This is a genomic window from Actinoplanes sp. NPDC026619 (assembly GCF_040638295.1).
Classification (GTDB): Bacteria; Actinomycetota; Actinomycetes; order Mycobacteriales; family Micromonosporaceae; genus Actinoplanes.
The window spans coordinates 65,964-89,034 of sequence record NZ_JBEZYA010000009.1; the positions used below are offsets into that span (position 1 = coordinate 65,964).

A 23,071-nucleotide genomic window follows, 5' to 3' on the forward strand; every position below is an offset into this window, starting at 1 on the left:
CGGCGGCGAATCCTAGAACTTCACGAGCGCCAACCTGTCGCGCTGCGTGAGCGGTTGCTCGCATAGAGCCACCAGTCCGATATACATCGTCAACGATAATTACTGTGCCTTGGAGTGTCGATGGAACCCGAAGTGTTCCCATGAGGTTCGCGGAGCCAACCTCCTTGGCTTGGCTGCTCGCACGGGGCGCGCCCTGTGTCTGGACAAACGGTTTAGACGTGAGCTGGGCAACGCCCCTGGCGAGGGCTTCTCCGAGGCTAGACCCATCTCCGGCGCTGCCGGGGACGGAAATCACAGAGTGGGCTGTGACGTACAGGGGGTGACTCGAAATGAGTCCGGCTAGCCCTCGAATCAATTTGCCTGCCGCGTCCCGTTGAATGTCCGGTCTGGTTTTCCAGTACTTTGCCTGAGATACGAGTTGCCCGGCGGCGGTGTTCGGCCAGTCCTTCGAGTCAACGCCCTCAACGGGCGTTTTATACCAGTTCGTAGCTAAGGCGAGGTCGAGAAATTCGGTCTTGGTGAGGGTTAGCCAGCGTTGCAGATACGTCAGCAAACCTGGCAGTCCGGCCGGCGTCGGCCCTCCGATGAGGAATCGATGTGTCCAGTCGTCCCGACGTTCATCCGGTACGACGGTCCCGCGGATGCCAGGGAAGGCGCGATCAATCTGCCACGCGACCTCGTCAGGTCCGCACAGGTCCAGCCATCGAGGGCCAGGCAGTGCCTTACCTGCTACGTCCTCGAATTCGAACGTCTTCAGTCGGTTTGCCCGACTGTCTCGGTCGAATGCTGGCCACGTAAAGATCATCGCGCCTCCCCGGGCTAAACCAATGCCGCCGCAACTGCCTCTGTATCTATTGAGGGTCTCGAATAGGACCGTGTCTGGACTGTAAAGCGTGGGTACGACAAGTTTTCGCCCCGCAGCTCCGTATGGGTCTTATGCGAAATAGATGAGGGCTGAGGAGTCAAGCGCTGGGGTCACCCCTTCGGGGGTGATGGTGAGCTGAGGTCCTAGCGGGAAGCGCCGGGCGTGAACCCGGGAGTGCCATCAGGGCCGCATTCAGCACAGGTACCGCCGAGGTGGGGGAGAGGGCTGCACGGGCACGCAGGGAGGCCAGCCAGCGTCGCTCTAGCGCCTCGCGGATCTCGCTCAGCATCCGTTCGGTGACGTGGCTGTAGATTCCCCGCATGCCCGGCACCTCGTGCCCCATCTGCTGTGACTGAGCGACATACGGGATTCCGTCTTCGTCCAACCAGGTCTCGTAGCCGTGGCGTTGTCCGTGCGGGGTCAGGCCGGGCAGTACCGGCAGCCATGAGGCCAGGCGCACGCCGTCGGTGACGCGAGGCCGGCCGCGTCCCTGCGGAGCCGTGAACTCCTTCCCGGCCTCGGCCGGAGGCCAGGGCGGGAGCGGCTTGCCAGGCCATGGATGTCCGTGATCGACCAGCACCGGCATCCGTTGACGATTAGGGGAGCGCTGGGGATACCACCCGTCGGCGGCCGGCCGGAAAATCCGCTCACTGAAGTTCGACCGGCGGTAGTGGCTGCCTTGTCGGGTGAGAAACGCGTACGACCCTCCGGTGCACCACGGCACACCGTCGTTGTCGTGGATCCGCGCGGCGCAAGCGCAATTCAGCGGCACGCCCGATGCGACGTGCTTCTGCAGGAGGGCGTTGAGAAACGGGGGCGTTGCCACCGTCCGCATCGAGCCGTCCTTCGGGCGTCCCCGGTAGAAGCGGCCGTTGAGTTCGTACAGTTTCCAATGCAGGTCGACGGCGTCGGCGTGAATTAGTTCCGGTGAAAGGGCGAGTAGCTCGCTCCATCGGCATCCGGTGTACGCGATGGTGATATCGGCGATGAACGTGGCGTCCATGCCAGTGATGACGGCCGCTCGCTCGGCGATCAGTAGGGCTTGCAAGGGGGATGCCCAGACCTTGGCGTCCTTCTCGACACGCTCGACGCGGCTTGCGCCTTTCCTGCCTTTTCCTTTCCGCTTAGCGGCAGGATTGAGCGGAATGTAGCGAGGGACCGCATCGGCGAGTGACGCCGAAAGTGCCCCCCGTGCGTTGGAGGCGGTTTTCGTGGCGTAGCCGGCGGTCACCAGACCCTTTTCCCAGCGCGAGATGTTTTCAGCTGTCAGGGACATAAGCGTGTGGTCACCGAATTTGGGCAGGATGAAGACCTCGAACAGGTAGCGGTAGCTGTCCAGCGTGCTGGGTTCTAGGTCGAGCGCCGGGAACCAGGCGTTGACCCAATCCTCCAGTGCCATTCGAGCGCCGCGCGGGTCGACGTACCGGTGAGCACGGATCGCCGCTTCCTGGTCCCGGCCGTATTTCAGCGCTGCTTTCTCGGTCTGGAAACCTGGTTGCGACTCCAATGTGCCGTCTGGACCTCTCCAGCGGGCGCGCCATAAGTTGCCGCGTCGTTCGGCGTAGGCCATGAACAGTGTCCTCCTGTGGAATGTGCGAGCCAGTTAGGCGGCGATCCGCTTTTGGCGAGGGGAACGCGGGGATCGAGCCCGCAGGGGAACGACGCGTGGGTCGGCGATATCTACGGTGGTTCGCCGCTTGCGACGAATTGCGGGGGCGGCCTGCGAAGTTGGCGCGGCAGCGACCGTGGGCGCTTCCTCGAACGCGGCAACGATGCGGCGCAGGTGTTCCGGGGAGAAGCGGTATGTGCCGCCGAGCATCGTGAACGGGATGCGGCGGGCAGCGGCCTTTTTCTCAAGCCAGCTTTTCTTTACCCGGAGGATCTCGGCAGCCTCATCGATGGTGAAGACTTCGGGAATAAATCCGGCGCTGTTCCCAGCTGGCGGGGTCATGCAGCCTCCTGTGGAATGAGCCTGGGGCCGTGCAGAACGACTCTGTGCGCCCGTTCTGCACGCGACGGTCTTCACGGCACCTCTCGGGGCACCGGTCGGCAGAAAGCTCTGGGCGGCTCGCTGAGAGCGCCGTAGGGCCAAGATCGGGGCGGGGTTGGTATGAGTGGATGCACCAATATCTCTGTGTGGTTCTCAGGCGGTCGGGGTTCCGCGCGGTTTCGATTCGGCCTGGGATGGCTGAAACATCTCCGCATCTCCGCAGCAAGGTGTCTGAGCTGCGGTTATGTGCTGCGGAGATGCCGAAATCCGATCTCCGCACATCTCCGCATCTCCGCATGATCTTGGGTGGGTCCGGGTTGCGGAGATGCGGAGATGTGCGGAGATCGGTGGTTGCTCATCTCCGCAGCCTGTTTTGCCTGCTAGAGGAACCTTTCTTTGGTGGCTTGCGGAGATGCGGAGATGTTTCAGCGGTTTTGGGTTAGCCGTCGTGGTGCTCGACGCGGAACACGGACCGGTCACCGCGTTCGGAGCGTTCGGCACGGATCACGTATTCGCCGCGCCACCTGCCGTTTTGGCCTTTGAGCATGCGACCAAGAACGATCGCGTTGGGCAGTTTGCCGTTCCTGCTGGTGATGAACAGGCCGTCCCACGGGTCGTGCAGGTCGCCGCCGAGTTGCAGGGGTTCGGCGCTGCGGCGTAGCTCGGCGGCGGTGACCGGAGAGTCGCCGTGCCGTTCGTGCCAGGCCGACAGGAAGCCCCGCCAGCGGGTGGCGTCCTCGTCGACGTCGCGCACGTCGGCGATGTTGGTCAGGAACCCGTCGATGCCGTGGTGGGTGAGGAACCCGCCGAGGGCTTGCGCCCACGGGGTGAACTGCCGCATCGACAGCCCACCGGAGCGGGGTGCGCCGGCGCCCGTCCAGTCGAGAACCATGACGAGTAGGTGCCACAGCACGGTCAGTTGGTTGCCGGGGATCGTGATCCACTGGTCGAGGTGCGGGATGCCGAACTCGGACTGATCACGCGACTCGGGGTGCGGCATGTTCGGATCGAGGTGCACTCGCACGGTGCGCGACGCCATGTCCCCGCCGACCTGGAGGTTGTTGCCGGTGGCCATCCAGAGCCGGTCATTGACGGAGGCGACGTTGCGGGAGGTCTGCAGCTGACGGTCGGACCATTCCCGCTGAGTGATCAACTGGGCGAGGACGGCGGAGTCGATGACGGTGCCTTCGGCCAGGTTGTCCCAGATGACCACGCCGACCTGTTCGGCGAACACGGCCGTGATCGACTTGCGGAGTTCGCCGTCCTCTTCGGGCCAGGTGAGGATTTTCTGCCCGTAGAGCATGCCCGGCCCGCCGGTCAGGATGCTTTTGCCTGAGGCCGGCATGGTCGCGTCGATCAGCCCGAACGGGGTGAGGCTGCGGGTGAAGTGCCGCAGGATCGGCGTGGCCAGCAGGGCGATGTAGTTGGCTCGGTCGGCGGCCGAGGACCAGGGGAAGTCACGCAGGAACCGGCCGAGAAGGAACGCCCGTGCTTTGGCCACCTGTGCGGGTGTCGGTGCGTCGGGCACGGGCGGCAGGTCGACTTTCGAGGCCAGGTAGAGGCCCGTGGCCGGGTCATAGCCGGGTGTCTGCAACAGCGTGCCGTCACGGCGCAGCACCGGGGCGCCGATGATCGCCCGCAGCGCCGGGACGCCGGGCCAGGTCTTGCCGGCGAGCACCGCCGAGAGCACGTCGCGGGGCGGGGTGCATTCCTCGTCGTACGGCTCCATCTCCCCGGCTGCATTCTTGCGGTACTTGGTGCGGTAGACGTTGGCGTGTTCGGCCAGCAGCCCGGCGAGACCGGCCGGGTTCAGCGGGCTCGCGGCGACCGGCAGCGGCGAGTCCTCGTCTGCGGCGCCTGCCAGACCACCCGAGACGGTCTCCATGTGCACGAGCGCTCCAGCGGACACATACGTGTCGGGTAGTAGTCCGCCGGTCAGTTTGCGCTTGAGGGTGCGGATCGTCTCCGGCCCAGTGCCGACTTTCACCCGCGGCCGGGCCGCGGGAGTCTCGGCGTCACTCATGCGACCCTCCTTGGTTTGCAGGCTCCGTAGCGCAGCCCGGAGCGGATGGTGCGTGCGGTCTCCCTTTCGCTGAGCCCGATCGCCAGCGCGGTCGGGGTCAGTGCCTCGATCACCTCCTCCCGCGAGAGCGCGCCTCCCGCGGCGAGCTGACCGAGCGACACTGCGGCGCCGAGGAGCACGTTGTTGCGCTCCCCGGTGGGTGCGGAGGCGAGGTGGTCGAGGGTCCGGCGGACCGCGCCCTGCACGTACGCTCCCCGCCGAAATGCGGAGAAATCGCCCAGTACCTTGCGCGGCCCGGTCGGCTCGGCCGGGCGGAGCAGGGCAGCGATCCAGTCGGGGAGGACGGCGGGCGGCCGTTCGAGCAGCACCCGGTACGGCCGGCCTCCTGCGGTCGATCCCGGGGCGACGACGTAGCCGCCGTGCGCCCGGGTGTCGATCAGCCACCCGAGGCCGCCCCGGGTTCCTTGGGTGTTGCGCAGCGGCGGTCCGGCCGGGTGGGTGAAGTACAGGTGCCGGCCGCCGCTGCCGGTTGCCACGGTGTACGTGTCGTCGGGCACCGGCTGCCCGTGCTGGCTGCACAGGTCGGTGAACACGGCCAGGCCGTGTCGGTGGCCCTCGCCGCCGGGCGGTGGGGTGGCGCCGGGCTTGCGCATGTCGAGGTCGATCACCACAAGGCCGGAGGGGCCGCAGGCGGTGCCGATGTTGTACGGCGTGCGCTGCCACGCCCGGCGGATGCGGGCCGGGTCGCAGGTGGCGCGAGGTTCCCACCCGGTGTGCCCGTCGCGGCAGCGCGGGTCCGTGCCGGGGCATCGGTCCTCGGCGTGGTCGGGGAAGGCGGGCCGCTTGGCCTGTTCGGGGTCGTGTGGCCGGTGGTCGGGACGGAGCGGGAAGACGTGCCAGCCGCGGGCGGCGTGGCTGAGGGCGGCGGCCCGCAGCGGGCCGGGGTCGAGCATGGGGAGCCTCCTCGAGCGGCAGGCGGCCAGGGCGGCGCCTGGGCGCGGTAGCGGGCGGTCAAGTCACGGCGGCGGTTCGCCCGCAGCGTGCGTTCGTCGCGGTGGACGAGCTTGGCCAGGGCCTCGCGCAGCGGTGCGCCGCCGTTGCGGCCGGCGGTCAGCCCTTTCATGAGTTGACCGAGGGAGGTCAGTGGGTTGAGGTCGCGGGTCAGGATCACCGGCGCGGCGGGGCAGGCGAACACGTCGTGCACCCACCTGAGGTGGTCGGCGTGCGGGAGCGTGTCGGCCGGGCCGTTGGCATCGCAGGCCAGGCACGCCCACCGGAACACCCGCCGCCCGGCGGTAGGCCGGGCGGCGGGGTCGCATCCGGGGTGCGTGGTGTGCCCGCCCGCGGCGGCGGCCGGATGCAGCGGGATACCGCACCCGGCCGCGCAGACCAGCGCGGCCGGGCCGCCGGTCATGCTGCGAGGTCGAACTGGTCGCCGGTGATCGCTTCCACGACCGAGGCGAGCAGGTCGCGGGCGGCGGGCGGGGTGACGGCGTTGCCGAGCATCCGTACCTGCTCCCGCTTGGTGCCGAGCAGGATGTAGCCGTCGGCGAACGCCATGCCGGCCCGGATCTCGTCGACCGCCAGCATCCGGAACGTGCAGTCGTCGACCGACGGCACAACCCTGATCAGCCCGTCACCCTGCACCGTGGTCTGCGCGGGCATCGGCACATCCAGCGGGCGCAGCGACCGGCCGTCGTACGGGAACAACACGTGATCCCAGCGCAGCAGCGATTGATGCCCCGCGGTGGTCAGCGTGCGCAGCGGTTCGCCCGCCGGCGTCGACATTTCCGCGCCGCCGCTGTTGTTGCGCATCAGCAGCGCCTGATGGGTGCCGGAAGCGGCGAAGGTCAGCAGCGGGTTCTCGGTGGCCGTCTTGGCCACGCCGTTGTTGCGCAGCGGAATGACCAGCGCGTTCTCGTGCCGTGCCGTCTGTGCCCGCAGCGGCTGCGACACCGGCCGTGCCTGCTTGCCGTCGCGGCCTTCGACCGGTACCAGCATCGGCTCGATCAGCGCATGGTTACCGCCGTCCGCGACGATCGTCGCCAGCGGATCGGTCGCCCGTGACGTGCGGGCACGGCCGGACCGCAGCGGCGCGAGGAACGGCGGGCAGAACACGCCTTCGGTCTCCCGGGTCGTCCGGGCACGCATCGGCGTGTCGACCGGGTGCGCGTCGTCGTTCCAGGTGCCGCCCGACGGCACCAGCATCGGCGGGCACGCCACCGCCTTCGAAGCGGTGGTGTGCAACGCCGTCAACGGCCGGCCGACCGGCCACGTCCGGACGCCGGGGCGGCGTTCGAACGTGTGCCCGGCCGCTTCCAGGGTGATCGGCTGGGTGTAGCGGCGCAGCCCGGCCTCGATGCGGGCAACGGTCTTGGGCTGCAACGGCTTGGCCCGGTCGCCGATCCGCTGCGCCGGGAGCGACCAATCGATCGCCGCCGCCGCAGGCAGGGCGTAGGGGTGGACCTTCGCGCCCCGGCACCCGGCGGTCGGGCAGACGAAGTGATATTGCTGCCCGTAACGCATCGCCCGCCGCCGGCCCGGCTTGGTCATCATCACCCCGCGCACGTCACCGCAGGTCATGCACCACGCGCGGGGACGGCACCACTTCGCGAAGTCCGGCCGCTGGTACGCCTTGCGCCAGAACACGAAGTAGACGCGGTCACGTAGTTGCGGGGCGCCCGGTCCGAGGGCGGTCGCGAACGCCGAGTTGAGGACCTGGATGTGGTGGTCGTAGCCGAGCTTGTCCATGCGCAGCAGCCACTCGTCGAGGTGCTCCCACATCAGGACGTCGGTGACGTTCTCCACCAGCACCGCCCGGTATCGGTGGACCTCGGTGAACCGGGGCACGTCCTGCATGAGCATCCGGGAGCGGTGCGCGGCCTCGTCGGGCAGCGGCTCGGCGTATTCCTCGCCGAGCTCGAGCTGCATCGGCTTGCCGTCGTAATCGACCTTCTTGCCCCGGGCGATGCTCCAGTTGGTGCACTCAGGGCTGAACCACGCCACGTCCACTCTCGGGTGCCTGCGCGGGTCGATCTGGGCGATGTTGGCCGTGTCGTGGTCGGCGTGCTGGAAGTTCCGGTTGTGGGTCTCGATCGCCAGGTCCCAGTGGTTCGCGGCGATGCGCACCGTCACCCCGGGGATCTGTTCCATGCCCGACGATGAGCCGCCGGCGCCGCAGAAGTAGTCCGCCACGGTCAGCATCCGAGGTCACCGCCGAAGCACTCCGGACGGTCGCACGGCACCGCGTGGCGGGCGAGCGCGAACGGCACGGACAGCTCGTAGTGACGGCCGCCCGGGTCGGTGTCCGGGCGGCATGCCGGGCGGATCTCGACGGTGAACGGGTCTTTGCCGTCGAAGCGGGTCGGGAGCCCGCGGGCGATGCCGTCGGGCGTCAGGTATGCCCGCTCGATGCGGTGCGCGGCAGGGTCGGCGGGGAAGGTGATCGCGACGGCGACGAACCCGGTCAGATGTTCGGCGGCGGGGATCACCGCCGGAGCGTGGGTGATGGTCATGCGGACACCTCCGCCCGGTCGGCGCGGACGGAGTCGCGGTAGGACATGTGTGCCTGGTAGTCGGCCATGTGGGCCTCGGTGATGTAGCTGGCCTCGTAGGTGACCGGGCCGAAGCGCCGGCGGGCGTAGAAGTGGGTGGTGTCCGCGCCGGGCCGCCCGCAGCCGTTGTCGGTGATCTCGACGCCGATCGCGGCGGCGATCTCGGCCAACCGGGCGAGGCCGGCCTGGTCACTGTCGGCGAACACGCTGTAGTGGACTTCGCCGCTGCCGTGGGTGGGTGCGTCCGGGTTGGCGGCGAGGAAGTCGGCCAGGCTGTGCAGCCCGTTAACAAGGGCCTCCCGGCGCGCATCCTGGGCGCTGCTGATGGTGGTGGTCATGCTGCGGATCTCCGATCGAGGGCAGGGGCCCGACTCAGGCAAGGTCCGGGCGGGGTGGGTCGGCCTCGAAGCAGACCGGGGCGACCGAGCGTTGTGGTCGCCCCGGTCCAGCACTCGCGACCGATGTCGTTCCTTAAGCCGCGCGCGACAGCGGCCGTGCAGCGGCCAGCCGGGCGCGGGTGGCGTCGAGAGCGGCGCGGGTGCCGGGATCGAAGGACATCGCCCGGTCGGCTTCGTCGAGCCCTTCGGTGATGACGCGGACGCGCCGGGCTTCCAGCAGAGCGGGCATGTCGGGGTGGCCGATGCGGCGGCGTCCGCCCGGCAGTCGCTGGACGGTCAGCCCTGCGGCGCGGGCGGCGTCGTCGCCGTGGGCGTGGATGCGGTCGGCAAGGCGAGTAAACAGGCTCACGGGAATGAGTCCTTCCGGGGCGTGGGGTCAGCGGGCACGCCGGTAGCGGCGGATGAGGAAGTTGGCGATGCGGCGGCCGAGGCGGAGCCGTAGCCCGGTGCCCCGGCAGCGCGGGCACTGCGGGGCGCCGCGGGCGGCGCGGGGTGCGGGTGGCCGGCCGCGGTAGCGCCACCGGTCCCGGAGGCGCTTCGGGCTGATGCCCTTGCCGGCGCATCGTGGACAGTGCGTGAAGGGCTTGATCCAGCACCACGCTGCGTACAACGCGACGCCGATCAGTGCTATTAGGGCAAGTCGGAAAATGCTGTTGTCGGGCATGTTGATGCTGGTAGCGGCCACGGTGTGGGTCATCAGGGGCGCTCCGGGCAGGGTGACGGGCGGTGAGCGACCCCGGCCGCTACCGCTACGTGTGGATGTTGTGGCAGGTGGGTGCGGTAGCGAGGCGGTAGCGGTGCCGCTACCTTTTGCCGCCCCGCTACCGGTGCCGCTACCCCTCGTCCGGGGTTTCCTCGGCGTCGTCGTCGCTGCCGTCGGCGTCGCGTTCGGCGAGCGTTTCGATCACCTGCTTGTGGTAGATGCCACGCTGCGTGACGCCTTTGACTTTCACGTTGCGTGACTCGATGCCCAGTGCGCGGACCAGCGCGGACAGGGCTTCCTGGGTGAGCGACGCGTACGCGTCGGGGAATCGCTCGGCCAGCCGGGGCGCGAGGGTCTTCCAGTGTTGGCCAAGTTCACCGGCCACCCATACTTCGAGCAGGTCGGCGAGGATGTCACGGGCCGGGGGAAGGTCGACTTCCTCGCGGATGCCGCCACGCACCGCGAGGGCTTTGGCGCAGATCTTCTCGACAGCCCGCCGGTCCAGGTACGCGGCCCGGACGGTGATCATCGGACCCATGCCCACGCGGACACCCCAGCCGGCGTCCACGCCGATCTCGAACTGGGTCGGGCGCGCGCCCTGCCGGAACGATCCGGTGCCCAGCGCGAGGTCGACCTCCACGTGCGACGGCACGGCCAGGCAGGTCCGCAGGGCGATGTTGGAGGTCACGCCCTTGGGTAGTGACTCCTTGTCGATGCGCTGGGTCTCCACGATCACGTGAATGCCCAGCGCCCGGCCGCGCTTGATCACACTGGTCAGGGCCGCTTTCGCGGCTTTGCCCAGCTCAGGATCGTTGATCAGTTCCTGGATCTCGTCGATCAGCGCCACGAGCGGACGGACCCGCGGATCGCGCATTGCGATCGCCCGGTTCAGCTTGTTCTCGGTGTTGAGGCCTTGCTGAGCGAGTTTCTTGATGATCGGGCCGCGGTCGTCGCACTGCTTGACCAGCCACATCAGCATCCGGTAGGCGGCCTGCTTGGTGCCCTCGTCGGCGCCGGAACCGAACAGGCCGGGCGCGCACAGCGGCTCGAACATGTCGTAGTCGCCGCGTCCGGCCAGGTCGAAGATGGCGAACTGCACGATCGGGTCTTGCGCCATGGCGGCGCAGACCACCCGGCCGGACAGGCTCTTGCCCGACCCCGGGAACCCGGCGAACAGGCTGTTGCGCTCGTCCATGCGGTACATGACCTTGCGCATCCGGGGGTCGAACCCGTACACGAACTGCTTGAAGTAGTCCGTGCTCCCGCCGGACAGGTGCGGCCACGGGGGTTGCCGCATCGCCGAGACCGGCTTGTCGGCCACCCACAGCGCCAGCCGGCCGGGGTGCTCGCGCGGCATGGTCTCGGGCCAGACCTGATCCAGCGGCAGCCGTAGCCCACCGGCGAGCTGTTCCCGCTTGTCGACCACGTCGACCGCGATCACCCCGTCGGGCAGGTCCGCGATGGCCAGGTAGCCGGGGCCTTCCCGGCGGATCTCGCCGACGCCGGCGGGGAACACGATGTCTTCTGGCTGCTTGACCAGGCCGGTGGCCATGATGCCTTTGCGGGTCAGTTCCGCGGTCAGCTTGCGGTACTTGGCCCGCAGCACCGTGCGGGCCAGGATCGGCTTGTCCATCGGCCGGCCGTAGCGGGCCAGCCCGATCAGCCCGGTGGCGATCGCCAGCGACCGTATCCACCACGGCGTCAGCCCCGACAGCAACACCAGCACGGCGACGACGGCGGCCACCAGCCCGGCCCCGGTGACCCACCAGCGCCAGGACGCCTGCCGCTGCCGGTGCCGATCCAGATCCAGCCAGGTCTTGGCGTCGTTGTGCAGCGCGGCATCCTGCCGCAGCCCCCAGTTGCCGACCTCGGCACTGGTCCACCCGAGCACCCGCCCGGTCAGCCGCCCGAATCCCTTCGGCGCGTACCAGGCCACCAGCAGCGCGTACACCGGCACCCGAACCAGATGCACCCCGGCGTGATAGCCGGCGGCGGCCACCGCCCGGCGCATCGTGTCGCGCCGGGTCTCGGCGTCGGCCAGCCACACCGGCACGACCGGCAGGCGTCGCTGGTCCAGGAACGACAGCGGATCGCCGGGCGGGTCCGGCGGGTCCACCACCACGCCTTCGATCACCCCGTCGGCGGCGACGGTCTCACCGTCGGTGTCGTCGGCCACGGCGAGACCGTCAGCGGCAGCACGCCGGTCGGCCCGTCGCCGGGCCAGGTCCACGATCCGGGCCGCACCCGGATCGATGTCCTCATCGGCAGCGTGCCGGGCGGTGGCGTCGTCCGGCTTGATCACCGGGTTGAGACTCATGACTTATTCCTCCTTCCGGATCGTGGTGCCCGGGTCTGCGAGGGGGTTGGGCTGGGTGGATGTGACCAGCCGGGGATAGCGATTCAGGTCGAAGCGGATGACGAAGTAGCGCACCGGTTCGGGCGCGGGAACCGTGACTTCGACGTCGCGATCGGTGCAGATCTCGATCACGCCGTCGAGTACGACGACCGAGCGCAGCGACGGGTCCGCGTGGCGCAGGTAGCGGGCGATCGGGCAGCGGTCCGCTTCGTCGCGGTAGCCGGTGATGCCGGACTCGGCGAGCCGGTCGGCGATCGCGTTGGCGGACCGGCCGAGCCCGGTGAGCAGCTCGGTGATGTGGTCGGCCACCTCTTCGGGAAGCAGATCGGCGGCGCAGTCCGCGACGCGGTTCATCGGGGCAACGCCGGTGGTCAGGACGTCAGGGCGGGTGTAGGGGTCGGATTCGGGCTGCGGGACCATTGGGGTCCTCTCCATTGCTGTGTGCAGGTGGGAGGACCGGCGGCACGGCACGGTTTCTGAGGCCATAGGGCCGTGCCGCCGGGCGGACCTAGAACTCGTCCTCGGCCTCGTCGCCGCGGTGACCTTCGAACGGCTCGAACCGGTGCCCGCCCTCGTCGGCGCGGCGCTGGGCGGCCTCGTCGGTGTTGCCGCCGAGTTGCCAGAACGGCACCTGCTCATGGCCGTCGATCGTCTCGGCGACGTGCGTGAATCGGCCGGTTGCTTCGATCTCGGCGGCCTTGATCTGCGACGGATGCTCACCGGCCTCCCACGCCCGACGGTGGTTCTCGTCGAAGACGGAGTCGGACTGCGCCTGGCGTTCAGCCGGGCCGCGACCGTCGATGAGGATGCCGCCGAGGTTCGCGGCGGACGCCACCTGTTCCGCCTGCGCGAGTCGGCCGGGCTCCATCGGGGTGAGCGGGTCGTGTTCGCCGGCCTCGGCACGCAGGCCCACGGCGTAGTCGCGGGCAGCCTGCGCGGCGGTGAGTTTCTGCGCGGCCCATTGTTGCGGGTCCATCCGGTCGCCGCCGGCCCGGGTCGGCAGGATCTCAGCCGCGTGCGCGGCCTCGTACTCCAGCTCCTTGGCGCCGGCCTCGCACCGGCGGGCGAGGGCCTCGTACGTGTCGGAGTGACGATCGGGGTCGAAGCTCTCGTGATCGGGTTCGGTGGTCATCTGCTGACCTCTCCTCAGAATTCGTCGGTGTCGTCGGACTGGTACTCGGCGGCGGCCTCCGGACCGCCCCACGCCTGAGCAAGGGCGGCCTTGTCGGTGCGGCTCAGCGCGGCCGTGCTGAGCAGGTCTCGCAGGTCAGCACCATCGATGCCGGCCTCCATCTCGAACTCGTCGGCGAGGCCGAGCTGACGGGGGTTCAAGTGGGCGTACGGGTTCGGGTGGCTCATTGCAGGGGGCTCTCCTTGCAGGTCAAGCGGCGGTTTGGGCGGGCCTGGCGTCGGTGGCCGGGCGGCGCTTCGGGGAGCGCGTGAAGCGCAGCGAGAACGCCGGGCGGGTCTTGGCGGGTTTCGCGGCGCGCCGCAGGTCGCGGCGTTTCCACACGATCGGTGTGCTGACCAGGGCGACACGCATGCCCCGGCGGATCAGCAGGGCTTGGAAGTTGGGCAGCCCGGCCAGCTGCGCCGGGGAGACGACCGGCACCCGCCGGGTCGTGGTGGAGGTGATCCGCCCGTCGCTGTCGCGCGTGTCGGTGGTCTCCTCTCGTTCGCCGGTGAGCTCGGCGAACGCGCGTAGGTCGGTGGCGTCCTTGCAGCCGCCGTAGACCAGCACCGCCGCGGCGGAGTTGAGGATCATCGACGCGCCGTCGGCGCCCCACCGCTCCCGCAACTGCCCGAGGCCCTGGCACGCGGCGTGAATGGTGATCGAGCGTTTCCGCAGCTCAGCCATCCACTTGTCGAGCGGGGTCGGGCAGACCAGGGCGACCTCATCCAGCGCCATCGTTAAACCCGGATCGAGCCGGCCGCCCGGCCGTACGGCGGCCTCGTGGCGGGCCTGATTAGCGATCTCCGCGACCAGGGCGGCAACCAGCGGGCCGACCGTGCCGTCGTCGTCGCCGAGCAGATACAGTGCCCCGCGCCGGTCGGTCAGCTCGGCCACCGTGAACACCTGCGCGTCCGGCTCCGGGTCGCCCACCTCAGCCGCCGACGGGAGCGTGGTCCAGGCCAGCGCCGGCGCCATCGCCAGCATCACTCCGTCCCGGGTCCGGGCGGACATGTCGACCGATTGCGCCGCCGCCTGTTGCATCGCGGTGGCCTGCGGGGAGGTCTTCAGCGCGGTCAGGATCGATTCCCGGGCGGTGTCCGGGTCGGTGCACCACGCCTGCACGTCGGCCATCCGGAAGCCACCCAGCGCGGCGGCGTGCAGCCATACCGCCAGCACGCGGCGGGCCTGCGCCGCCCACCGGGCACCCTCAGCGCCCTGGGACTCGAGCGGGCCGATCAGGTCCGCCGCCCGCCGGGCAGCGGTCGCAGGCTCGGTGCACCCGGACAGCGGAGACCAGCGCAGCGACGACCGGAGCCGGCCGAGCCCGCCCGGGTTGAACACCTGCACCGGCCCGGCCTTACGCCGCAGCGGAGCGGTCAGGTCATACAGGTCGGTGGCGGTGGAGGTGACCACCACGCCGCCCGGCGCGTCGATCACCCGGTTGGCCAACTCGGCGGTCTTGCCGGTGCCGGGGATGCCGATGCGCAGCGTGGATTCCTCACCGGAGGTCCACACCGTCTGCCGACCGGACTTGGCCAGCGGCACGGCGAACGTGAGCAACGGTGCCCGCCAGCGGCGCCACCACGGCATCCCGGCGAGGGAGGGGCGGATCACGGCGGCCTTGCGCCGCATCGCCCACGCCGACGACGTGCGCCAGATGTCCCAGCGCGACGCGGTGCCGGAATGCCGGCGGCCGTGCCGGTCCCAACGGCCGATCAGGGCATTCGAGCCGGTGCGGCCCATCCCCACCCAGGCCGGAACCACGGCCACGCCGAGCCCGGCCAGCATCAAGACGGTGCCGTGCAGCCGGTGGCCGGGATGCCCGGCCAGCATCCAGCCGGCGCCGATCAGCAGCAGCCCGGCACCCGCACAGCGGACCAGGGTCTTCGCGGTGAGCGTCATCGGAATCGCTCCGCTCACCACTCGTCAACGGCGGAGGCCCGCCGCTGCCACACCCGGCCGGACATGCTCTTACCGGCCAGATCGACGCCGACGCCGTAGACGTCACCGGACATCGTCGTCGCCGTGACGAGCGGCGCAGCGCCGTCGCCGGTACCGCTGACCCTGATGTCCCCGGACATCGACTTCAGGGCCGAATCGGCGCTCAGCCCCTCGGCCCGGATCTCGCCGGACATCGTGCGTGCCCGGACCGCGGCGACGTTCTTCGTGACCACGTCGCCGGACATCGTCTTGACGTCCACGGCCGAGCCGGGTTCGGTGATCGCCCGCACGGTGATGGGACCAGAACCGAAGTTGGTGCCGTTGACCACCATGCCGTTGACGACGATCCGCCCGTTGGTCATGGTCATGCCGTTGATCTGGACGTTGCCGTTGCCGAACTGGACGGGGCCGTTGATCGTGGTGCCCTCGCTGCGCACCGTCAGGTAGACGTCGGCGCCGTCGTCGCGGAACCGGGCCGTGCGGATCGCATCGACCGCCGCGCCGTCTGTATCCGGTGTGGACAGTTCGAAGATCGTGCCGGTCACGCGCGGGTCAGCGACGACCTGTACGTCTGCGGCCTGGGTGTCGATGTGCAGCGTGATCGGCCCGGTCTGTCGGGCGGTGTGCTCCACCGTGGTCATAGGTTCCTCGTCTCAGAACTCGTCGGCCGTGCCGTCGGCCTCGGCCGCTAGCGCTCGCTCGGTCGCCCGATCGAGGGCACCGAAAATGGCCAAGGTCTCGGGATCCGTGCAGGGCTGCCCGGTGTCCCAGTCGAACGGGCCGGTGTAGCCGGCCCCTCGCAGGTCGTGAAACCGCTTCTCAACAGGTGTCTCGGGGGACCGATCCCAGTTGCGGGAAGTCATGGACGCTCCGCCCTTCGCAAAGGGATTGAGGTTGTGCAGGAGGCGGACGCGTCGCACCCATCAGCAGGCGCGACGGATCAGGCGATGATCAGCGCGGCGACGAACAACCACGCGTAGTGAAAGGACTGATCAAGCGCGTACGCGCCGGTGCCCAGCGACGGGTTGTCGTCGCGGCCGGTCCGGCACGCGCCGAGGGTGTAGAACCGGGAGGAACCGCACAGCTCGGCGAGCCACTTGAGCGGCGTACGCCGGTCGGCGACGTAGTGCGTCACCGCGCTGACCGCCAGCCCGGCAGCGGCCCGGCCCGCGCTCAGCGGCAGGCCAGTGGCCGCGGCCATGGCGAGCAGAGCGACCACGGCGGTCGCGGTGTAGGTGACGATGTGCGCGGCGCAGGCCCGGCGGGCCTCCCAGCCAGGGCCGCCCTTGCAGGCGGCCTGGTGGTCGGTCTGCACCCAGTGGTCGGCGACCTGATGCGCGACGAACAGTGCGGCGAACACGGCGGCGAAGCACGCCGGAGCGGGGGTCATCATCGGCCGCCGCTCAGATCTCGTCGCCGTCGGCCCGGCGCTGGCCGGTGGACGGTGCGGGTGAAGGGTTCGGGGTGCGTGTGGACCGGTAGGTCGCCGCGGCGGGATAGCCGGCCCGGGGGTCGGTGTAGGGCAGCGACTCGGAAGCGACCGCGGCGAGCACCGCCGCAGCCTCCGGGGTCAGTCGGTGTCGGCGCCTCATCGCGGGCCGCCGTCACATCTCGTCGGCGTCGTCACGGACCGGACGACGCGTCACACCGATCGACCGCTGATCCCGCGGCCCGGCAACGGCACGCGCCCTCTGCGAGTCCTCGGTGATCGCCTCACGGCGCCGGTCGGCGCGTTCGCCGGCGAGCCTGACCAGCTTGACGGGTTCGGGTTCGTGTACGCGCATACTGGTGACCTCCTGAAGGTCCTGGCGACTGGATGGGAGACCGGTCGCACGGCGCTGCTTTGGTCGGTTGAGCCGTGCGACCGGGCGGAGCTACTTCCAGGGCGACGTTGCAGACATGCTGGTCAGGTCACCGATGGTCCGCTGCGCGTTGAGCTGAGCGAGAAGCCGCGCACGGGCACGCGGATCGAGTGCGGCGCCGGACTGACGGACCGCGCGGGCCAGCCGGAAGCGGCGCAACAGCACGGTCTGCCCGGCGGCCAGGCGGGCCGCACGGTCGGCGGCGCGATCGCGAGAGCGGGTCAGCGCCGGCCGGTCGTCGTCGGCCAGGCCGATCCGCGACAGCAGCCGCTCCCGCAGCTCGCGGCCGATCCGGGCCAGGGCACCGGTGCTCTTGCCGTGCCGCACGTGCACCTCGATCCCGAGGGCCAGGTGCAAAGTGATCAGGGCGAGGATCGGGCCGAAGAACGCCCGCAGCAGACCGGTCACCGGCCCATCGAGAGCGACCGCCATGAATGACGCCGCGGTACACAGCATCAGGGCCACCAGTTGAGCGGCACCCGCCTTGCCGTCGCGGCGCACGTTGTGCCGCATCGCGTACCCGCAGGCGATCAGGGTCAGCTCGCCCACTCCGCATAACGCGGCACGTTCGGCCGGGAAACCGGCGATCAGGCCGGTGATGCCCATGTGCTCGCCAAAGAACCGGAACGCGGTGTCCAGGCTCAGCCCGGAGCAGACCAGCGCAACCAGGTAGAACGGGCCGGTGCCGCGCGTCTGGCTCGGCGCGATCGCATCCGCCGTCATGCCGGGGACCGCCGGCCCGACAGTCGACGGGAGCGGCGTGGCCGGAAAAATTCCGGCGGGAGGCGTGGAGTTCGCGGGGTCCGGCGGTAGAACTTCCGGCTCGACGGGTGGTTCGGGTTCGGCCGGCTTGGCCGGGACCAGGTGGAGCGGAATTCGCGGGGCGGTAGTGCCCCGGCGCACCATCACGGTGTGCAGGTCCTTGATGTTTTGGTCCCGCTCGGCCAACTTGACCAGCTCGTCCAGCACGGCCTTGGCCTTGTCGGAGCCGATGTGCAGGTCCTTCATGAGGCGGTTGCGGGACGGCAGCTCGCCGTCACGGGCCTTGGTCAACTCGATCGCCTTGGGCATCAGGTCGGCGATTGCGGGCGGGTAGGCGCTGCGGACAGCGGTCGCGGCGGTCATGGGCTTGTCCTCTCAGGGACGGGGCAAGGGGCAGTCACGCACGCCGGGGGACGAACAGCTCGGCGGCTTGGGAAGTGAAAGGGGCACACGAAGAAGCAGGCCAAGCACGGGGCCATGCAGCCTTCAGGCCGCCAGCGGCGTGCGGCAGCCGTAGATCGCCGAGTGCCGCAACTGTTCCTCGCCGCATTCAGCGCAGCGGTAGACCTTGCAGCCCCAGCGGCAGTTCGACATGCCGACTTCGTCCTCCTGGAAGGGCCGGCACAACTCGTGCCGACGCCCGAAGGCCAACGTCAGCGCCACATACAGGACCCGCCGGTTCGCCCGGCGCAACCGGCGCCGGTCCAGCTTCGTCGGACCGCCACGGTCAGCGGCATGCAGCATGCCGACCTCGGCATCGACCAAGTCGGTTTCAGCGCGGATCAGTGGTTCCTCAAGCTCGATCGCCGCCAGGTCGGCGAGCGTCGGCTCCATGTCGTATTCGAGATCCCTCACGGGAGATTCCTCCGAAGGACGAGCCAGCGCGGCATCCAGCACGCGAACACGGCCGAATGCCGCGCTGACCAGCGAAAATCAAGGGAAGTCGCGACGTCGGTTGAGCCTCCGAGCGGACAGGTCTTGCGGCCGGACAAAGTCAACGGCCGACACCCGGGGCAACCCCGTTGTCACGTATTCAGTTCTCAATGGACAAGCGCACGGCGGGCCGGTCACGAACGGTGCAGCCGAAGCCACGTCCGCCGTGCCGGAGACCTTCCGGCAGTTCAGAGCAGTCACACGATCCGAAGTTCCGAATCTGTGTAGCGATTCCTTGTTGCGCATCACCGTAGCGATACGACAGCGAGTTGCGCAAGTGGGTAGCGGTACTGTGTTGCCTATGACCGATGCGAAAAGCGCTCTAGCTGCGGCTACGCGTCGCTACGAGCGAACAGAAGCCGCACACGAGGAAGCTCGGCGCCAGGCGATCGAGGCGGTTCTAGCGGCTCTACGGGCTGGCATCGGACCATCCGAAGTTGAGCGGCTCTCGCCATTCACTGCCGCATACGTCAGGAAGTTGGCGCGGGAGAACGGTGTCCCCCCAGCGCCACCGGGGCCGAAGCGAGCGGTCACCACCTGAGCGTTACCCGTCGTCTTGGTCATGCATCCACACTGGCCGTTGCATGGCCCCCGGCGGCAGTCGACAGACCCGGACAGGGAGGGACAGGGGACATGTCCACGGACAGGAACGCGGACAGCCGGCAACTGCAACCGAACCTGGTGTTGGCTGCCAAGCGGGAGGCGCGCGGTTGGACGTCACGGCGGCGTGCGGCGCGCGAGCTGCACCGCATCTGGCGTGACAACCTGCCAGGGTGCCCCGATATCGAGTCGCTCGAAAAGTCTCTGTATCGCCACGAGACCGGTCGCGTGCAAGTTCGTGACGAGACGTACCGCAAGCTTTACTGCCTCGCATACGAGGCAACCCCTCATGAGCTATTCGGCTCAGTTGACACTGAGACAGCAAATGAACGTAACCTGATCGTCAGGTCGCATAAGTTCATCCCCGCATTTGTCGGAGTCGAGGCTGCGGCTCGGCTCCGGTCTGATCCGTTGGCAATCGGCGACGTGAGGCACTGGCTCGATTGCAAGGTTGTCCCGGTAGAAGTGATCAATGGGCAGTGCGATCTACATGTTTGGCCGTTCGGAATCGTGATTCTTCATCTAGTCGAAGATCTCGCGCTGCCCAACATTGCGGCGCTTAGTGTCTGGCGCATCCAGTCCTACAAGGACAACATGGGCTGGGCTACAAGAAAGATGCGCGAACTTGTCGGGCACGATGACACTGAAGCCTCATACATCCTCAGCGCGTATTGGGTTGATAAGGCTCCGTGGAGCGGGGAAATGCTCGACACGGCCTTGCGGATCCTTGCCATTCCTAAGGTGCTCCTGGAGCGCGATGTAGATCCGGAGAACTCACTCCCGCATGCCGAGCTGGTCGAGCGGAGTCTTTTGGCTGAAGGTTTCGAGCATGCTGATATGGTGTCGTTCGGCATTAAGGGTATCTCTATCGGGTACGCCTCATGGTCCGGCGTCGTATACTTTCCGATGGCAAAACAACGAGCCCTAGCCGAGGATGATTTGGTGCACTGCGAACTCGCCGTCCAGGCCCTGTGGTCCTACTCAGACCACCTAAACCGGATGGTCGAGCGCGATGTCGATCCCATCGTGCCGGAAGAATTTGGCTGGCGGTTCGTGCGGGGCGCGCGCTCACGCATCACCAACGCTAGGCCTCAGGAAAACGAACAGCATCGTTCGATGCGGAACGCGATCCTTGCCACTTGCGAGCTTGAAAGCAACCTGGCTCAAGTAATTGAAACGCTGCGTGAGGTCGTCGGAGGGAATGGCAGATGATCCCGAAGTCATCGGTGCTCGTAGTTGTCGACGTCCAAAATGGTTTCATCCGACCATCTTCTGCGCCCGTTGTCCCGATCATCGCTGATCTGGTGGAACGATGGCAGGCTGAGGGTGGAGACGTCGTATTTACGCGCTACCTCAACTATCCGGGCAGCCCGTTCGAGCGCATGATTCATTGGGAGAAACTGCAGAACTCGCCCGAAATCGACATTGTCCCTGAACTCGTACCGTTGGCGCGGAATTCTTTTGTCCTTGACAAGAAGATTTACAGCCTGTTCTCGCAAGAAGGCATAAGCCTTGTTCGTGAGAAAGGATGGAAAGATATCTACATTTGCGGGATCGCAACCGAAAGCTGCGTCCTGAAGACTGCCGTCGACGCTTTCGAGCGAGACCTAACCCCTTGGGTCATAACGGAGGCGTCAGCCAGTCATGCCGGTCAGGAAGCCCATGACGCTGGGATGCTCGTCATTCGCCGTTTTATCGGTCAAGGGCAGATTATCGGTGTCGCGGACGCTCCTCTGCCGAATGGGGCAGCAACCGTCTGACGTGAATTCCGTGACCGCGATGAACGGCGCTAGTTGGCGCTGGCGGTCGGCCCGGGCGAGCTGGTCGGCGGGCATGAGTGCATCTCGCGGAATGGGTCGCGGAGACCGCAGCGAAGCATCTCGCGGGGGTTCTTAAAAAGATCGGTTGACGGTGAAGGTGACGGGATGGAGGCCGCCGTAGTGGGCGATGGCGAGACAGCGCCACATTCTTCTACGTAGCCGTCAGGCCCACACCACGGCGGCGCGCTTACCCGCGAAACCCGCCAACCGTCATCGTCGCGAGCCTCGATGATCCAAGCACGGGGAGAGCTGGTGTATCCGCCTACCCGCCCGTTCGCGTCAGTGCTCCACCACACTGCTTGAACCTCGATGCGCACATCGGCTCGGCCGCCGGTCGACGGACCGACGTCGAGTGAGCCGAAATCGAGTCGGAACGGGGGAGGGTCGGCCGAGAGCATCGCGGCACGGTAGTTGCGCCACTGACTGACTAGGTTGTTTTGTCGGTCGTCGTCGAGCAACGGCAGGAGTCCAGCGTCGTTGCCGTACGAGAGCCGCATCAGGTACTCGTTGGCCGCCGCATCGGGGGAGGGCGCCCCTCGCCCTGCGTCGATCGTCTGTCGCGCCACCCAGGCGATCGGGATGCCCAGTGTTGTGCCGCCGCAGCACAGCAGGGCTGTTGGCAGAAAGACCAGCAACGCCCAGCGGCGGCGGCTCGACCAGCGGCTGAGCCTCGCCACGCGGCGGCTCTCCCAGCCCTCGTAACAGCGCCTGACCGTGGCCCACCGATGTCGCAGGGCATCGACAATTGTGATCACGCTGGCACCCTAAGCGACCACGATCAATCCTGTCGACGACATTGCCAACGCAATCGAACACTTGTGCTACTACCCTGATCGTCATGGCGCTGGTAGCTCGATGGTGGAACGGTGCGTGGGGACGACTCGTGAGGCGAGACATATGGCTTACGGTCAGCTATCGCGTAACGGCCCGTCAGGGTGGATGCCGACACCGGCAAGGTGTTGCGCTGGGACTATGCATCGGAAGAAGACGCGCTGGCCATGGTCAAGAGGCTGACGGAGGCCGCCGGCCCTGGTGCTTGGCGGGAGCTTGAAGGTGCTCAGTCTCCAGCGCCAAATGCTGTCGAGGACGCATGAAGCGCAGAGCGTCCGCCTGTCGATGCGAATGAATGCCGAGCCCGCAGAGCCGTCTTGGTTGCGATGGCGTGGGGCGTCTAGTGGTTCGGCGCGGTAGTACCGAAGGAAATGATGCTGTCGACTGCCCGTGCGAGGGCGAATTTTCATTCGTCATCTGGTGGGTTGATCGAGTACACAAATGCTCGATAGTCGTCGAAAGGATTAATGTTGCGCATTTCGCGGTGATAGCGCGATTCGCCGACGAGCATAAGGTACAAGTAAAAGCTTTCTCCCACGTCCTCTTCGGATACGGTATAGCTAAATTGAACAGACGTACCTTCGGCGAGTTCTACCGTACTTTTTGAGGTTGGACCATTCATTGGGTGACTGAATCCTCTGCAAAAGTACCATCTCAGCGATTTGCCCCTTGCGCTGACCGCGGAGCCTTCGAACGATATGGTTTCGCCGACGCTGAGTCGCATAATGCTTGTCAGGCTTCCCAGTGTCATGTCGGCGCCCTCATTTCCACGGTCGTCGCGCACCGTCTCAATTAAGGGGTAGTAGCGACCTGCGGAGGCCCGCTCGCTGCGAAATTTGGAAATCTGGTTACGCAGCTGTCCCGCGACCCCGGATATTAAATCGCGCTCGAAGGGTACTAGTTCTCTACTATGCGCAATACTGTTTCTGACGTCGGCAATTATGCCGAAGTACGCAAACGTCCTGTTCCTGTCGGTTAAGGCTGGTTGAAATTTATCCCAGTTCTTTTCGATGATGTTGGTCAGATGATATGTTTCCGTGTAGTCGATAAGACTGCGTGATACGGAGACGCCGTCGCGGCGCTTAGCCTCCTCCTCTCGTCGTGATTTTATGTTATCCATATCTGGGCTGCCTTTGCATTCTTGCCAAAAGTCGCCAAGCACTTCAACGATGAGAAGTCGGAGGGCAACCTCAATCGAGCGGAGGGCGTCAGTGGGCTCCATGGCGGAGCACTTTACTTGCGTCGGCATGCTGGGCGCG

The 23,071-nt window shown here is 67.6% G+C and carries 24 protein-coding genes; 2 read left to right on the forward strand and 22 right to left on the reverse strand.

What is annotated here, in order from left to right; translation table 11 throughout:
• Positions 1–962: 962 nt before the first annotated feature.
• The 21 genes from AB0E90_RS20840 to AB0E90_RS20940 form a co-directional block, all read right to left on the reverse strand.
• Positions 963–2,435: a hypothetical protein gene (locus AB0E90_RS20840; protein ID WP_360407747.1), complete on the reverse strand. Its 1,473-nt coding sequence runs from the start codon at positions 2,433–2,435 to the stop codon at positions 963–965.
• A gap of 33 nt (positions 2,436–2,468) precedes the next feature.
• The gene (locus tag AB0E90_RS20845; RefSeq protein ID WP_360407750.1) at positions 2,469–2,816 is read right to left on the reverse strand and encodes a helix-turn-helix domain-containing protein; all 348 of its coding nucleotides are present in this window, start codon (positions 2,814–2,816) and stop codon (positions 2,469–2,471) included.
• Positions 2,817–3,294: 478 nt separating this feature from the next.
• Positions 3,295–4,878, reverse strand: coding sequence for a hypothetical protein (locus tag AB0E90_RS20850; RefSeq protein ID WP_360407753.1), 1,584 nt, complete (start codon positions 4,876–4,878; stop codon positions 3,295–3,297).
• Positions 4,875–5,831 carry a bifunctional DNA primase/polymerase gene (locus AB0E90_RS20855; protein WP_360407756.1) on the reverse strand — a complete coding sequence of 319 codons (957 nt, stop codon included), beginning with the start codon at positions 5,829–5,831 and terminating at the stop codon, positions 4,875–4,877. Before AB0E90_RS20855 ends, AB0E90_RS20850 begins: the two co-directional genes overlap by 4 nt.
• A gap of 457 nt (positions 5,832–6,288) precedes the next feature.
• Positions 6,289–8,082, reverse strand: a complete 1,794-nt coding sequence (locus AB0E90_RS20860) for a DNA cytosine methyltransferase (RefSeq protein WP_360407759.1) — start codon at positions 8,080–8,082, stop codon at positions 6,289–6,291.
• Positions 8,076–8,393 carry a hypothetical protein gene (locus AB0E90_RS20865; RefSeq protein ID WP_360407762.1) on the reverse strand — a complete coding sequence of 106 codons (318 nt, stop codon included), beginning with the start codon at positions 8,391–8,393 and terminating at the stop codon, positions 8,076–8,078. Before AB0E90_RS20865 ends, AB0E90_RS20860 begins: the two co-directional genes overlap by 7 nt.
• Entirely contained in the window at positions 8,390–8,770 is a 381-nt protein-coding gene (locus tag AB0E90_RS20870; RefSeq protein ID WP_360407765.1) for a hypothetical protein, read from the reverse strand. The genes AB0E90_RS20865 and AB0E90_RS20870 overlap by 4 nt, the downstream gene beginning before the upstream one ends.
• A gap of 133 nt (positions 8,771–8,903) precedes the next feature.
• Positions 8,904–9,179, reverse strand: coding sequence for a hypothetical protein (locus tag AB0E90_RS20875; protein ID WP_360407768.1), 276 nt, complete (start codon positions 9,177–9,179; stop codon positions 8,904–8,906).
• 27 nt (positions 9,180–9,206) lie between these two features.
• Complete coding sequence (locus AB0E90_RS20880) at positions 9,207–9,527, reverse strand: hypothetical protein (protein ID WP_360407771.1); 321 nt, start codon at positions 9,525–9,527, stop codon at positions 9,207–9,209.
• Between the two features lie 136 nt (positions 9,528–9,663).
• Complete coding sequence (locus AB0E90_RS20885; RefSeq protein ID WP_360407774.1) at positions 9,664–11,850, reverse strand: cell division protein FtsK; 2,187 nt, start codon at positions 11,848–11,850, stop codon at positions 9,664–9,666.
• A gap of 3 nt (positions 11,851–11,853) precedes the next feature.
• A complete protein-coding gene (locus AB0E90_RS20890; RefSeq protein ID WP_360407777.1) occupies positions 11,854–12,309 on the reverse strand; it encodes a hypothetical protein in 456 nt (151 codons plus the stop codon).
• Between the two features lie 88 nt (positions 12,310–12,397).
• Entirely contained in the window at positions 12,398–13,021 is a 624-nt protein-coding gene (locus AB0E90_RS20895; protein ID WP_360407780.1) for a hypothetical protein, read from the reverse strand.
• A gap of 14 nt (positions 13,022–13,035) precedes the next feature.
• Complete coding sequence (locus tag AB0E90_RS20900) at positions 13,036–13,248, reverse strand: hypothetical protein (protein ID WP_360407783.1); 213 nt, start codon at positions 13,246–13,248, stop codon at positions 13,036–13,038.
• Positions 13,249–13,270: 22 nt separating this feature from the next.
• On the reverse strand, positions 13,271–14,965 hold the full coding sequence (locus AB0E90_RS20905; RefSeq protein WP_360407786.1) for a TraM recognition domain-containing protein: 1,695 nt from the start codon (positions 14,963–14,965) through the stop codon (positions 13,271–13,273).
• 14 nt (positions 14,966–14,979) lie between these two features.
• Complete coding sequence (locus AB0E90_RS20910; protein WP_360407789.1) at positions 14,980–15,645, reverse strand: DUF4097 family beta strand repeat-containing protein; 666 nt, start codon at positions 15,643–15,645, stop codon at positions 14,980–14,982.
• Between the two features lie 12 nt (positions 15,646–15,657).
• Positions 15,658–15,867: a hypothetical protein gene (locus AB0E90_RS20915; protein ID WP_360407792.1), complete on the reverse strand. Its 210-nt coding sequence runs from the start codon at positions 15,865–15,867 to the stop codon at positions 15,658–15,660.
• 77 nt (positions 15,868–15,944) lie between these two features.
• Positions 15,945–16,397, reverse strand: coding sequence for a DUF3307 domain-containing protein (locus tag AB0E90_RS20920; RefSeq protein ID WP_360407795.1), 453 nt, complete (start codon positions 16,395–16,397; stop codon positions 15,945–15,947).
• Between the two features lie 10 nt (positions 16,398–16,407).
• The gene (locus AB0E90_RS20925; RefSeq protein WP_360407798.1) at positions 16,408–16,596 is read right to left on the reverse strand and encodes a hypothetical protein; all 189 of its coding nucleotides are present in this window, start codon (positions 16,594–16,596) and stop codon (positions 16,408–16,410) included.
• 12 nt (positions 16,597–16,608) lie between these two features.
• On the reverse strand, positions 16,609–16,788 hold the full coding sequence (locus AB0E90_RS20930; RefSeq protein ID WP_360407801.1) for a hypothetical protein: 180 nt from the start codon (positions 16,786–16,788) through the stop codon (positions 16,609–16,611).
• 90 nt (positions 16,789–16,878) lie between these two features.
• Positions 16,879–17,991: a hypothetical protein gene (locus AB0E90_RS20935; protein WP_360407804.1), complete on the reverse strand. Its 1,113-nt coding sequence runs from the start codon at positions 17,989–17,991 to the stop codon at positions 16,879–16,881.
• A 123-nt stretch (positions 17,992–18,114) separates the two neighbouring features.
• Positions 18,115–18,483, reverse strand: a complete 369-nt coding sequence (locus AB0E90_RS20940; RefSeq protein ID WP_360407807.1) for a DUF6284 family protein — start codon at positions 18,481–18,483, stop codon at positions 18,115–18,117.
• A gap of 711 nt (positions 18,484–19,194) precedes the next feature.
• On the opposite strand from AB0E90_RS20940, the gene AB0E90_RS20945 reads away from it, so the two are divergent.
• Complete coding sequence (locus AB0E90_RS20945) at positions 19,195–20,373, forward strand: hypothetical protein (protein WP_360407810.1); 1,179 nt, start codon at positions 19,195–19,197, stop codon at positions 20,371–20,373.
• Entirely contained in the window at positions 20,370–20,921 is a 552-nt protein-coding gene (locus AB0E90_RS20950; protein ID WP_360407813.1) for a cysteine hydrolase, read from the forward strand. The genes AB0E90_RS20945 and AB0E90_RS20950 overlap by 4 nt, the downstream gene beginning before the upstream one ends.
• A gap of 1,297 nt (positions 20,922–22,218) precedes the next feature.
• On the opposite strand, the gene AB0E90_RS20955 is transcribed toward AB0E90_RS20950, so the two are convergent.
• Positions 22,219–23,034, reverse strand: a complete 816-nt coding sequence (locus AB0E90_RS20955) for a hypothetical protein (RefSeq protein ID WP_360407816.1) — start codon at positions 23,032–23,034, stop codon at positions 22,219–22,221.
• Between the last annotated feature and the right edge of the window lie 37 nt (positions 23,035–23,071).